At 54.6% G+C, this 12,978-nt stretch carries 14 protein-coding genes; 8 read left to right on the plus strand and 6 right to left on the minus strand.

The genetic code is table 11. From position 1 onward, the window contains the following. The first annotated feature begins 135 nt into the window (after positions 1–135). The 3 genes from CR159_RS20770 to CR159_RS20780 all read left to right on the plus strand — a co-directional run bounded on the left by CR159_RS20770 (position 136) and on the right by CR159_RS20780 (position 3,655). A complete protein-coding gene (locus tag CR159_RS20770; RefSeq protein WP_255398996.1) occupies positions 136–771 on the plus strand; it encodes a PhnD/SsuA/transferrin family substrate-binding protein in 636 nt (211 codons plus the stop codon). Positions 772–995: 224 nt separating this feature from the next. Next, positions 996–2,264 carry a sensor histidine kinase gene (locus CR159_RS20775; RefSeq protein WP_233208441.1) on the plus strand — a complete coding sequence of 423 codons (1,269 nt, stop codon included), beginning with the start codon at positions 996–998 and terminating at the stop codon, positions 2,262–2,264. Then, the gene (locus tag CR159_RS20780; protein ID WP_102075853.1) at positions 2,261–3,655 is read left to right on the plus strand and encodes a sigma-54-dependent transcriptional regulator; all 1,395 of its coding nucleotides are present in this window, start codon (positions 2,261–2,263) and stop codon (positions 3,653–3,655) included. The genes CR159_RS20775 and CR159_RS20780 overlap by 4 nt, the downstream gene beginning before the upstream one ends. 66 nt (positions 3,656–3,721) lie before the next feature. Here the strand turns inward: CR159_RS20780 and arsH are convergent, their stop codons facing one another. Both arsH and arsC read right to left on the minus strand, forming a co-directional pair. Continuing rightward, the gene (arsH, locus tag CR159_RS20785) at positions 3,722–4,480 is read right to left on the minus strand and encodes an arsenical resistance protein ArsH (RefSeq protein ID WP_102075854.1); all 759 of its coding nucleotides are present in this window, start codon (positions 4,478–4,480) and stop codon (positions 3,722–3,724) included. Positions 4,481–4,536: 56 nt separating this feature from the next. Continuing rightward, positions 4,537–4,962 (minus strand): arsenate reductase (glutaredoxin), encoded by a 426-nt coding sequence (arsC, locus tag CR159_RS20790; RefSeq protein WP_102075855.1) that lies wholly within the window; start codon positions 4,960–4,962, stop codon positions 4,537–4,539. 40 nt (positions 4,963–5,002) lie between these two features. Here arsC and CR159_RS20795 point away from each other — a divergent pair, with 40 nt between their 5' ends. From CR159_RS20795 to CR159_RS20810, 4 genes are all read left to right on the plus strand, one after another. Continuing rightward, positions 5,003–5,344: an ArsR/SmtB family transcription factor gene (locus CR159_RS20795; protein WP_102075856.1), complete on the plus strand. Its 342-nt coding sequence runs from the start codon at positions 5,003–5,005 to the stop codon at positions 5,342–5,344. A 58-nt stretch (positions 5,345–5,402) separates the two neighbouring features. After that, complete coding sequence (locus tag CR159_RS20800; protein WP_102075857.1) at positions 5,403–5,924, plus strand: arsenate reductase ArsC; 522 nt, start codon at positions 5,403–5,405, stop codon at positions 5,922–5,924. 98 nt (positions 5,925–6,022) lie between these two features. After that, positions 6,023–6,502 carry an arsenate reductase ArsC gene (locus CR159_RS20805; RefSeq protein WP_102075858.1) on the plus strand — a complete coding sequence of 160 codons (480 nt, stop codon included), beginning with the start codon at positions 6,023–6,025 and terminating at the stop codon, positions 6,500–6,502. 93 nt (positions 6,503–6,595) lie between these two features. Beyond that, on the plus strand, positions 6,596–7,882 hold the full coding sequence (locus CR159_RS20810) for an arsenic transporter (RefSeq protein ID WP_102075859.1): 1,287 nt from the start codon (positions 6,596–6,598) through the stop codon (positions 7,880–7,882). A 21-nt stretch (positions 7,883–7,903) separates the two neighbouring features. Here CR159_RS20810 and CR159_RS20815 read toward each other — a convergent pair whose 3' ends face one another. From CR159_RS20815 to CR159_RS20830, 4 genes are all read right to left on the minus strand, one after another. Then, on the minus strand, positions 7,904–9,166 hold the full coding sequence (locus CR159_RS20815; RefSeq protein ID WP_102075860.1) for an MFS transporter: 1,263 nt from the start codon (positions 9,164–9,166) through the stop codon (positions 7,904–7,906). Between the two features lie 13 nt (positions 9,167–9,179). Then, positions 9,180–10,262 carry an ArsO family NAD(P)H-dependent flavin-containing monooxygenase gene (locus CR159_RS20820; RefSeq protein WP_102075863.1) on the minus strand — a complete coding sequence of 361 codons (1,083 nt, stop codon included), beginning with the start codon at positions 10,260–10,262 and terminating at the stop codon, positions 9,180–9,182. A 51-nt stretch (positions 10,263–10,313) separates the two neighbouring features. Beyond that, positions 10,314–11,630: an FAD-dependent oxidoreductase gene (locus tag CR159_RS20825; RefSeq protein ID WP_102075861.1), complete on the minus strand. Its 1,317-nt coding sequence runs from the start codon at positions 11,628–11,630 to the stop codon at positions 10,314–10,316. Positions 11,631–11,756: 126 nt separating this feature from the next. Next, positions 11,757–12,251, minus strand: a complete 495-nt coding sequence (locus CR159_RS20830) for a MarR family winged helix-turn-helix transcriptional regulator (RefSeq protein ID WP_102075862.1) — start codon at positions 12,249–12,251, stop codon at positions 11,757–11,759. A gap of 476 nt (positions 12,252–12,727) precedes the next feature. Here CR159_RS20830 and CR159_RS22140 point away from each other — a divergent pair, with 476 nt between their 5' ends. After that, entirely contained in the window at positions 12,728–12,856 is a 129-nt protein-coding gene (locus CR159_RS22140) for a hypothetical protein (protein WP_255398995.1), read from the plus strand. Positions 12,857–12,978 lie beyond the last annotated feature (122 nt).

The raw sequence follows: 12,978 nt of genomic DNA on the forward strand, positions 1-12,978 counted from the left end.
GGTGATGGGGCGCGAGCCGCGCGCCAATGCTTTACTGACTGCCTGTTCGATAAAGGCCTCGGAATAGGTGGATTTCATTGCTGCTCTCTTTGAAAATTAGAGGCGACAACTAGTCTGACACGGGGGGCCGCTTGGATTTGCGGCTACCCGTACGTGCTTAACTCAACGCAGTTGCGCTTGGTCGCTGTCCCGCAATACCGGGGAACACCGTTATATCGTTCTTATCTAATCGTTCCGGACAGCGACAAGAAAACGGAAGCTATTACGCAATTAGAAGGTAAAGTTTTCGCCTATAGCGATCCGTTATCAAATTCTGGATTTCTCATTCCCCGCACTGAACTACTGGCTCACCATGAGGATCCGTCAGCCTTCTTTCGCGAATCATTCTTCACGTTCTCTCATCGCAACGTGGTTCAAGCGGTCGCCGCCGGGCTGGCAGATGGCGGTGCCGTAGACGGTTATGTGTGGGATACCATTATTTCTCAGTTTCCGGCTTGGGCGTCTGGAGCGCGCAAGGTATGGCAGTCTCCGGCGTACGGCTTCCCGCCTCTGGTGGCACGTAAAGAGATGGCTATGTCCACCTTCGATGCATTGCATGCTGCGCTTCTGCAAATGCATGAGCGCCGAGATGGGAAAATGATACTCAACCGACTCGCGCTTGATCGATTCGTAAACGGTGTTGACGGTTTATATGATGGCATCAGGAAACTCACTCACGCCGCTGGAACCACCACGTTGGCATCTGGTGCTCGCCCGGCAAGAGCCACATGAGTTCGTTCAGCTGGCGGCGCCCATTCCGGCACACGAGCTATCGGTACAAAGTTCCCTTAGCGTTGGCGGCGGCCATTCTGGCCACAGAGCTTGTGGTTACAGTAACGTTCGTGCAAATGTCGTATTTTGCGATGCGCCAAGATATGCGCCAAGGGGCGCAAGCCCTCACTCGCATGCTGGCCTTATCAGTACGCGAGCCCCTGAGGCGAGATGATCTTTGGCGTGTGTATGAAGCCATTCGAATTCCAGTGGATGCAACAGGTCCCATCTCGGGCGTGCAAGCGATCATCGTGTTGGACCAGGATTTCAAAGTATATGCAGCGTCCAATCCTAGACGCTATCCGATATCCACGCCACTCACAGCACTACCGGATGAACTGAAGCCCGCAGTTATGGCGCTTCGGGACCCATCGCAGTCGTTTTATTTCCGATATTCCGGATACTTTTCTCAAGTGCCAGGCGTCGCTGGAACCACAGTTCGCTCCGACGACACCGGCATCGCAGGATACGTGTTGGCTTCATATGAAGTGAATGCCTGGCGAGAGCGTGTTTCAGGCCTTCTCGTTCGAGTATTTTGGATCAGTATTCCCGGGATTCTTCTGTTACTGCTAGTGGGCTGGGTGTGGGGCAACCAAGTCGCCCAGCCATTACTTTCACTGGCAAAAGCAATGAAACGCGTAGGCCGCGAGCCAACGAGCGCCATTCGGCGTTCTTTGGATACAACAGGCACCGATGAGATAGGAGTGCTGGGGCAGCAATTTTCAGGCATGTTGAACGAGCTTGAAGCCAAAGAAGCGCTCGAGCGCGAGATAATGGCCGCTGAACGGCTAGCGGCCGTAGGTAGGGTCGCCGCCGGCGTTGCCCACGAAATCAATAATCCGCTTGGCGGGATGATTAATGCGCTCGACACGCTACAGACGCATGGAACGCCTGACAAACTGACCACCAAGACTATCGAACTGGTACGCCGCGGCTTGAATCAGATCCGCCATACCGTAGGAGCTTTACTCGTCGAAGCACGACTCGATGCCTCGCAGATGTCACCGGGCGACTGGGACGATCTCCGTACGCTCATTGAGCCTGAGCTCACTGCACGCCGCGCCAGATTGCTGTGGGATGTCCAGCCTGATCTTGCGGTTGACCTTCCTGCCCATTTAGTGCGGCAGTTAACACTTAACCTCCTTCTTAACGCGAAAGATGCTGTCGAGCCTGAAGGCAGTGTCAGTTGTTTGGTTCAATGCGCTACCCAATCGATCACCATCGAGATATCCAACTCGGGGCAGCATATCCCCGAAGCTGAACTACCTCATCTTTTCGAGCCCTACCCCGTGGAGTCAACACTGAGCCGCAACTCCCATGGACTCGGTTTGTGGGTGACATACCAGATCGTTACGCAGTTACGCGGTACCATCGAAGTGAGCAGTGAGCCGGGATTCACCCGCTTTACGGTTACCCTTCCTTTAAATTCGCCGTTTTCGGGAGGTCAAGCATGACCGGTCCTCATATTTGCCTAATCGAAGATGACCCTATCATGGGTGAGTCTCTAGTTGAGCGTTTTCAACTGGAAGGCTTCAAGGTGGATTGGTACCGTGGCGCTTACGCGGCACAAACCGCCATCCAAGCAAATGACTACGCAGTGGTCCTCAGTGACGTGCGGCTGGCCGATCTGGATGGTGATGCGCTGTATATGCAGATGCTACAGGATGGCTATTGCCTTCCGCCCTTCATCCTCATGACCGCATATGCCACGGTGGAGCGCGCGGTGAACATGCTCAAGCTGGGGGTACGAGATTACGTGACGAAGCCCTTCGACCTGCCCCGCTTAGTGGAAACTGTTCGAGAACTAACCGACAATCATGACGTGAATGCACACGTATCGGACGAGAATATTTTGGGGGTTTCCGCTGCCGCCCAGGAGTTAGCTCGGCTTGTGCCTAGAATCGCGGGACGAGCGTCGTCGGTGCTCATTACTGGAGAATCAGGGGTTGGCAAGGAGGTCCTCGCGCGGCTGATTCATCGTCGAGCCGACTCTTCCAACACCGAACGTCCGTTTGTAGCGGTCAATTGTGGAGCGGTGGCCCCCACGTTAGCAGAAGCGGAGTTTTTTGGCTTCGAACGTGGCGCTTTCACGGGCGCTGATAAGCAAAAGCGCGGTTATCTTGAACAAGCCAACGGTGGAACGCTGTTCTTGGACGAAGTGGGTGAACTCTCGCTTCCCTTACAAGCCACTTTACTGAGATCTATACAAGAAAAACGCATCCGACGTATTGGCGCCGAGCAGGACATTGCAACGCAGTTCGACCTGGTGTGTGCAACGAACCGCGATTTAGAAAGCATGGTCAAAGAACGGCTATTTCGTGAGGATTTGTACTATCGAATCAACGTTGTCGCTCTGCACGTCAAACCTCTGAGGGATCGCCCTGAAGATGTTAATTGGCTGGCGCAGCGCTTTATCTCCGCGATGGCGCAGCGTCTAAACGAGTCACCCAAATCCTTGCATCCGCTAACGCGATTGCGGCTACAAGAATATTCATGGCCGGGCAACATCCGCGAATTGCACAATAGAATCGAGCACGCCTGTCTGGTCAGTGCAAACCCCGTTCTACTTCCTAACGACATTTTCTCTTCCGATTGGCAACGCACGGCGCCGCAGCACTCTCCCTTCCCGGGTGAAGATGCGGCTCTAAATACTTACCAAGACGCTTGTGAGCGACTTTATATCGAAGACATGTTGATGCGGCATGAAGGGCATATCTCTGAAACGGCTAAGGCACTCAAGATTTCACGTAAGAATTTATGGGAAAAAATGAAACGACATAACATCGAGTCGACACGTCTGGTGGTGAAGAAGCAAAGCACGCAAGATGATCGGATCGGCGTCTAACCCATTCTGGCCGCCATCAGCCGATTATGGCCAAAGCACACGTCAGCTAACAGGCGACCGCTTTATTTAACTTCCCGCGGTTTCCGCCTCTTGTGCCATGGCGTGATGTGCCAGGCGAGAGACCTCTGCGGCCACTCCCTTGCGTTCGCTGTACCGGTCCGTCAAATAATCACTGCGATCCCGAACCAGCAAAGTAAACTTCATGAGTTCTTCCATCACGTCGACGACGCGGTCATAATACGGCGAGGGCTTCATTCGCCCGCTTTCATCAAACTCTTCGAAAGCTTTCGCCACCGATGATTGGTTCGGAATCGTCACCATCCGCATCCAGCGCCCTAGTACACGCAGTGCATTGACCGCGTTAAAGGACTGGGAGCCGCCACTGACCTGCATGACAGCCAGAGTGCGGCCCTGTGTCGGACGCACGCTTCCCATTTCCAGAGGCAGCCAATCAATCTGACTCTTAAACACCCCCGTTAAGGTGCCATGGCGTTCTGGACTGCACCATACCTGCCCTTCCGACCAGTTCGATAACGAACGCAATTCGGCGACTTTAGGATGATCTGCCGGAACACTGTCGGGCATCGGCAGTCCATGCGGGTCGAAAATTCGAGTTTCGGCACCCAGGCGGGTAAGAATGCGCGCCGCCTCTTCGGTAAGCAGGCGGCTGTACGAGCGTTCACGCAGCGAGCCGTACAGTAAAAGAATACGCGGCTGGTGCGTTGCCCCACTCTGCAAGGAAAGCTTCTGATGGGTGGGGATGTCCAATAAGGCCTCCTCCGCTATTGGCAAGGTCAAGTCGTGGGGCGAAAAATAGGTAGTCATAAATATCTCAAACTTACAGAAAAAGGTGCTGAGTGACGTTAGGGTATCGGCTAAGGCTAGCGGAGTCGTTGGCCGCGCTCATCGATGACAACTTCCCCGTCCTCTTTGGTAAAGCGACCCTGCTGGGCCTGAGGAAGAATATCCAATACCAATTCCGAAGGCCGGCACAGGCGCACCCCCAATGGCGAAACAACGAAGGGTCGGTTCATCAGGATAGGATGTTCTTGCACTGCGTCGAGCAATTGCGCATCCGTCAACGCCATATTATCAAGGCCTAGTTCCAGAAACGGAGTTCCCTTTTCGCGCAGCGCCTGGCGCACCGTTAACCCGGCGCGTTGAACGAGATCGGCAAGCACTTCACTCGACGGCGGAGTTTCGAGGTATTCGATCACCGTGGGCTCCAGGCCAGCATTGCGGATCAAGCCCAGCGTATTGCGTGAGGTGCCGCAGTCCGGATTGTGGTAGATCGTGATATTGCTCATATTAGTTCCCTTATTTTAACGTTTCGAGTATTATTGATCAATGGAAACGAAAAGTATAGTCCGGGCGCTAGCCGCCATCGCACATGAGTCTCGCTTGGAAGCATATCGCTACCTGGTGCAGGCGGGACCGTCAGGGCTGCCTGCGGGGCGGTTATCGGAGTTGGTGGGGATCGCGCCCTCCTCCCTTTCCTTTCATCTGAAAGAATTGGTTAATGCCGGTCTGCTGTCTTCTCGTCAAGAAGGCCGTTTTGTCTTTTACTCGGCCGAATACGAAACTATGAATTCGCTTTTAGCCTATCTCACCGATAACTGCTGTGGCGGGAACCCCTGCTCGCCCGTAAGTGTCGATGCCTGCGCCACTGTCCAGGAAACTCGCTCCTAGAAATTATCCACGTGCTCGCCGCTAAGTCGGGGACACTTAATAGAGGAACTTCTGCACCATGCCGGATAAAGTCTATAACACCCTCTTTCTATGCACGGGCAATTCAGCACGCAGCATCATGGCCGAAGCGCTGCTCAATTCTTTTGGGGATGATCGTTTTAGGGCATACAGCGCCGGCAGCCGTCCCGGCGCCAAAGTAAACCCTATTGCTCTAGAAGTCCTTCAGTCGACTCGTCTACCGGTTGATGGCTTACGCAGCAAAAGCTGGGATGAGTTCGCTCGTCCAGGTGCCCCGCAGATGGATTTCGTGATCACCCTCTGCGATAGCGCGGCGGGTGAGGAATGCCCTTTGTGGCCGGGACAACCCATTACCGCGCACTGGGGTTTTGAGGATCCATCAGCTTTTGAAGGAACTGCCCAGCAAAAGCGTGAATTCTTCGACAAGATCTTTCGTCAGATCGCGAGCCGTATAAGAATCTTCAATAGCCTGCCATTGGCCACATTAGACCGTGTGGCCATCAAGCGTGAACTCGATGCTCTGGGCGATCAAACGAAGCAGACAAACACCATCACTTCTTAATTACTCAATGTACGCGCCTGGCTTTTCGACGCGATCCTCTTTCTCGGATCTGAATCTCTTGCCAGGATCGTCCTTCCCATCTCTTTTGTACCGCATATATGAACGTCCTTTTCCTGTGCACGGGTAATTCGTGCCGCTCTATCCTGGCTGAAGCCACTTTCAATCACCTTGCTCCTGCCGGCTGGAAGGCCATGAGCGCCGGCAGCCATCCTACGGGCCAGGTGCATCCCCGGTCATTGGCCCTACTCGCGCGTCAAGGTATCCCAACTGACGGCTACTTCAGTAAATCCTGGGATGACCTGCCGCATACACCAGACGTGGTCGTCACTGTTTGCGCCAGTGCCGCAGGCGAAACCTGCCCCGCATACCTGGGGCAGGTTATACGGACTCATTGGGGCGTCGAGGATCCTGCTCACGCCACGGGCACCAACGAAGAGATTGATGCGGCATTCGATCATGCGTATCGCGTTTTGCGCACCCGTATCGAAGCATTCTTGGCGTTACCGCTCACTGACTTGAAAAGTGATCCGGCACGCTTGAAGACCGAACTGGATCGCATTGGCGATCTTTTTCCTTAATGCATCGTCCACGAGCGTTTGTGAATTGACGCTTTTATCTTCAACGCCCTCTACCCAGGGCGCCTTCCTGTCTGCCATAAAGAGAGACCTCACGTGCTTCTCGCGCTACTGATTTTTATTGTCACTATCACCTTGGTCATTTGGCAGCCACGCGGCTTGAGCATAGGATGGAGCGCATCGATCGGCGCAGTGCTTGCATTGATTTCCGGTGTGGTGAATCTGTCTGATATACCCGTGGTGTGGGACATTGTCTGGAACGCTACCGGCACGTTCGTCGCAATTATTATTATCAGTCTGTTATTGGATGAGGCCGGCTTTTTCGAGTGGACGGCGCTGCATGTCGCCAGATGGGGCCGCGGCCGCGGCCGTATATTGTTTGCTCTGATCGTCTTGCTGGGCGCCGCCGTTTCCGCTTTCTTTGCCAATGACGGCGCGGCACTGATCCTGACGCCTATTGTCATGGCTATGCTGTTGGCGCTAGGGTTCACCCCGGCGGCCACCCTTGCCTTCGTCATGGCGGCAGGCTTTATTGCCGACACGGGCAGTCTCCCGCTCATTGTGTCCAATCTCGTCAATATTGTTTCGGCGGATTTTTTCGATATTAGCTTTGCGCGATATGCCGCCGTCATGGTTCCCGTCAACTTTGTTTCAGTTGCGGCGACCTTACTGGTTCTCTTGCTGTATTTTCGCAAGAGTATTCCCGTAAGCTACGATGACAGCCAGCTTAAGCCACCCCGTTCAGCAATTCGCGACCTCGGGACCTTCCGTGCCGGCTGGGTCGTACTGGGGCTGCTGCTGATCAGCTTCTTTACCCTTGAAGGCTTTGGCATACCGGTCAGCGCCATTGCCGCCTTGGGTGCGCTGGTGTTGCTTATCGTTGCTGGGCGCGGGCACATCATCAGCACGCGCAAAGTCGTGCGTGAAGCGCCATGGGCCGTCGTCGTTTTTTCCCTGGGCATGTATCTGGTGGTTTATGGCCTGCGCAATGCCGGACTGACAGAACTGATCGCCCGCCTGCTGGATTACCTGGCTAGCCATGGTTTGTGGGCCGCTACACTGGGCACCGGCGTGCTGACTGCCTTTCTCTCATCCATCATGAACAACATGCCGACTGTCCTGGTCGGGGCGCTTTCAATCGACGCCAGTCAGGCAACAGGTGTGATCAAAGAAGGCATGATTTATGCCAACGTCATAGGCAGCGATTTGGGCCCGAAGATCACCCCCATCGGAAGCTTGGCCACACTTCTTTGGCTGCACGTTCTGGCGCGCAAGGGAATGATGATCACCTGGGGCTACTACTTCAAAGTCGGTATCGTTCTGACGTTGCCAGTATTGCTGGTCACATTGGCGGCGCTAGCCGTGCGCTTGGGCGGGTTATAATGGCCTCTGCTTGGTTGTCGGCTAGCGCGCTGGTCTGAGACGGCTCGCCCATGCCGCCAACCAGAAACTCAGTGCCAGTACTACGGCGCAGGCGGCAATAGACCAAACCACAACGTCGTAGGACCTTGTGGTTGACCAAAGCCATGCGACAGCTACCGGTGCAAAGGCTCTGGCAAGTGTACTGGGAAAGCTTAATAGGCCGTTAATTGCGCCATAGGCTCGGCGGCTGAGCATTTCAGGCACTAATAACCCCCGTACGATGGTAAAAATCCCGTTGCTGGCGCCATACACGACGCATGCCGCCGTGATAACCCACATGCTTGAAGGTTGGAGCGCTAAAACAACAAATACCAAGGGGAATATCGCGACCACAAAGGTTCCGATGCGTCGCATGGATGTTCCGGAGCCAAAGACGCTGATCAGTATCCGACCCGCCACTTGGGCAGGTCCTATGGTCGCAATGGCCCAGACCACACTGCTAGTCGATAGCCCTCCTTCGAGGAGCAGGGGATACATGTGGAAGGTGAATGCCGTGAACGCGCCAGCGTAAGCGGTAAGCGCCAGCATCAACAGCCAAAAGACCGGCTTATGAAACGCTGCCCTGACCTCTTGCTTATCGGTTGCAAGCGGATTCTCAGGGTGAGGATGGCTGAAGTGGACAGCATCTTTCTCGGACCGGATAAAACCGAAATGTGCCACCGCGCAAACCAGCCCATTGATAAGCGCCAACACAACCAGGGCCTCGCGCCATCCCCAGTGATCCAACAAGAACTGCACAAGGGGTATAAATACAGTACTTGCAAACCCGCCCCACAGTGTTATGGCGGTAATGCCTGATCGAGCCCTGCCCGCCCCGACTCGTCGGGCAATCACGGCAAACGCCGGCTCGTATAACGCCGCCGCCTGAAGACCGCCGATGCCCGCGATAAGCAGGTAAAACCCCAATAAACTATCGACCTGCGACCAAAAGGCCAACAATACCCCTGCCATGAGCGAGGCTCCGCCCATAAGTACCCTGCCGTATCCTTTATCGACAGCAACGCCGACTGGATAGGCCAAGAACCCCGCCAGCACTAAGCCCACCGTGGCAGCGCCATACACATCCGTCTTGGACCAGCCCAGTTCAGCCATCATCGCTTCGGCGATTAAAGGAAAGCTGTAATACAACGATCCCCATGCGCATATCTGACCTATACCGAGGGCTATGATGAGCCCACGCGGACCATCTGCTGTTTCTGGAGATCTGGATAATTCTCCCTGTATACCTATTTGAATGTTTGACATGTTCGCGTTTATTTCACGGCTGTATAAGGGTTTCATCTTGCAGCGCATGAGCCACCTCAAGCGCTGTCGCTTTGGCATAACGCATGACACCGATGAGTGTTGCGGACGCGAAGCCTGTCCATTCGCCATAGCCCACTAACCATAAACCGGGAATGTCGACTGACTGAGTTCCCGAAAGAGCGACTTTTCCGTCCGGGCCGACGATGCCTAGGGATTCCAAGTGCTGCAATGCTGGACGAAACCCGGTGCACCAAATGACCGCATCGAATGCCGTCTGTGAACTATCGTGCCAAATCACGCCCCTGTCCGTGAACTCGCGAAATGGCCGTACTGCATTGAGGACACCACGGTCGCGGGCAGCTTTGACTGGTTCCACCATGACCACGTCGCCCAAGCCGCCGGGCGGGTCCTGCAATATGCGCCCTTCCTGCCGCGCCTTCCATTTGGCTGTGGCTCGCTCGAAGAGCACGCGACCATCCACATCGTCCGGCAGGAAGATTGGTTCAGTCTGCGTGACCCATGTGGTCTCGGCCACGCGCGACACCTCCGCCAGAATCTGCGCACCCGAGTTACCGCCGCCAACGACAAGCACCTTCTTTCCAGAGAATGGCGCAGCGTTGCGGTAGTGTGCTGAGTGCGTTTGAAGCCCAACGTACGAGGAACTATTGGAATAGGCCGGAACGTAAGGGTGGCTCCAGGTTCCCGTAGCACTGATGACGGCACGAGCCCGCCATACTCCTCGATCGGTATCCACAGCAAAGCCTTCATCCTCGCGGCGAACGTCCTTCACGGACACGGGGCGCCCCATCGAAAAACCGTAGCGCTTTTCGTACTGGGCCAGGTAGCCAACGACGTCATCGCGGGTGGGATAGCCAGCTACCGCGGGCATACCCCAGCCAGGTAATGAACTCCACTGGCCAGGGGAAAACAGGTGCAAGGAATCCCAGGCATGGACCCACGCACCTCCTGGTTGCTGACCGTTATCTAGTATCACGACGCTTAAAGTTGTGCGCCGTAAAAAGTACGCCACTGCCAAAGCGGACTGCCCACCGCCCACAATTACCACATCGAAGATTCGCCCGTTTGTAGCAGCCATTACGTTTTCGTCACGCAAATCGAGTCCTTGCTCTACCATGACCGTTTTACCTTATGCTTCTTGGGTGCTTGCCGAGCTGCAAGCAGTGGCCGGGCGACAACACGCGGGTTGCTCAATCGGATCGATAAATTGGGTACGACACACCCCCGTTTCGGGCAGTACCAGCTCGGACCTACGCGCAGAATCCCAGTCGCCTGCCAAAGCCGCCGCGACCGAACGAACCTGCTCGTAGCCAGTCAGCATCAGGAACGTCGGCGCCCTGCCATAGCTTTTCATACCGGTGATGAACACGCCCTCTTCGGGATGTGCCAACTCTTGAACGCCATGAGGGCGCACGGTGCCGCAACTGTGTTCATTAGGATCGATCAAAGGCGCCAGCTCAACTGGGCTGCCGGTCGCCGGATCCAGCGCCAGGCGTAGCTCGGCCAGTAGTTCGAGGTTCGGTCGAAAGCCCGTGGCCACGATAATCTCATCTACTGGAGGCAAAGCTTGTTCCTTACCGTGCACGATAAGCCCTTCGGGCGAAGCGACAATACTATGGATTCTGATTCCCTGATGAAGCTCGATTGCGCCACCGTCCAAGAGCTGACGTATTTTCAAGCCAAGGACGCCCCGCTGTTCAAGTTGGTCGTTTTCACCTCCGCCCAGGATGCGTTCCAACGAAGTACCTCGTATGGCCCAGATTACGCGGGTAGCAGGCGCAATATGCGCAAGCTCAACCAAGTCCTGCAAGGCGTTGAACGCTGAGTGGCCCGCACCCACTACGAGGACACGTCGACCACTATAGCGTTGACGTGCACTTCCTAGAACATCTGGGATACCGTAGGCAATGTGCGTGCTATTTTCTTTCTCGCCTAGTGCCGGAATACCATTTGCCCCCATCCAGTTTGGTGTTGTGTAGGTTCCAGAAGCATCAATCACCGCGCTGGCCAATACATCGTGCTCCCCGCCTGCGCCGGCAATGCGTAGTAAAAAGGGAGTCGTGTTACGGCCTTGGGTTTTCATGATGTCGTGTTCCGCCCTACTTACTGCCAGGACACGACTGTTCAAGTGTAAATGCGGTGCGATTTCATGTAACTTAGACAATGGCTGAATGTATTGAGCCAGTAACTCTCGGCCAGTCGGATGTGCATCTGGTTGCGGCGCTGTCCAACCGTTGGCTGTCAATAACCGCTCTGCCTCCTTGTCGACATTAAATCGCCATGGCGAGAACATCCTGACGTGCCCCCATTCATGAATACTGGCTCCGGCCCTGTCCCCAGCTTCGAAAACAATTGGGGTAAGGCCCCTGCTTAGCAAATGCGCCGCGGCAGCAAGTCCGACGGGACCAGCGCCAATAACGGCGACGGGATAATCATTTTGACTCATGAATTACTCCTGATAGTGAACATAAGTAGACACACCTTTATCGCAACCTCTTCCATAAGTTGGTAGTAACAACATTTAAGTTAAAAAAATGGCTTGGCTGCTTCGTTAGAAAAGGTAAAAGGCGCTTCATGCCGGATCAGTAGTTGTCGCGAGCAAATTATTAGTTTGCGTACCGCACCGTGCTTCCGCCGCTCGTGTGAGCTGCCTTAGCAGCATCAATGAAGCTTGCCGTACTTCTGGGGAGAGGCCTTCAATCATGGCACGCTCCTCTGCGACCAGATCGGACCGGATCGCTCGATAGAGCTCTTGCCCGGAGTCGGTCGACTGAATGCGTATCGCCCTGCGATCTTCGGCGTCTTCGATGCGGACGACATATCCCTTGCGCTCCAGGGCGTTAACGACCCGACTCGCAGTACTTTTATCCAGGTACATCTCTTCGGCGAGCGATTGAAGTCGTAGCGGTCCTTGCTTGACCAGCGTTTCTAACGCATAGCACTGCGTTACGGAGACGTCATAACAGCAAATATGGCCACGATCCCGAAACTGATAGACGCGTATAAGGGCATTAAGCGCTTCATACAAGTCCTCCGCATCGCGTGTGAGTACATCAGCAGTGGCCATCGCTATCTTCCATTAAGTTGGTACTACCAACTATAAAGCAACTTTCTATCCGAGGCAACTATGCACGGATTCGTCCGTACTTTGCATGCTTGCGCGGCATCGATGCCAAACGGATTTAGAGTTTGCATGATAGGTCCACTAAAGTAGGATAAATCAGGTGAATCCTACTTAAATAGGAGATGGTCGTCCATGGGTACACTGGATCATGATGAAGTTAGGCTGCGGCGACCTGGAAGGGCTAAGGCGTAGCTGGAAATCGGAAGTGACCTCAGCAGCACGGCGCGAGGACTATCCCTTTTCCCTTTTCCACTCTTGTGCTGCCTCAGTACCATTTGGGTAACTCTCCTCGGTCTAAGGTAGGACTTATTGCCGCCTTGGTGCAAAGCCGGTGATCGAAGCCATGGGCTCTTTTGCGCTTCGGCGTTACACTAAATATACTGTCTATAAATACAGTAATTTTATAGGCTTGGCAACCCATGACAGACCCCATCTCCCGCGACGAACTCGTAGCCATCCAGGCTGGACATAAACGCAACGCAGACGTACGCGCGCTGCTCCTCGAGATCCGGCGCCAGCATGAAATCATTCTCGCTGTGGAACGGTAATCCCCCCATAGAACCGCAGTGAGCTGAAGTAGAATTTCCACAACAAGGAAATTCGAGCAATGAAGCAATCCCGATTTACCGACAGCCAGATCATGGCGATCCTCAAACAAGCCGAAGCCGGC

The organism is Pollutimonas subterranea (assembly GCF_002849655.1).
Lineage (GTDB): Bacteria > Pseudomonadota > Gammaproteobacteria > Burkholderiales > Burkholderiaceae_B > Pollutimonas > Pollutimonas subterranea.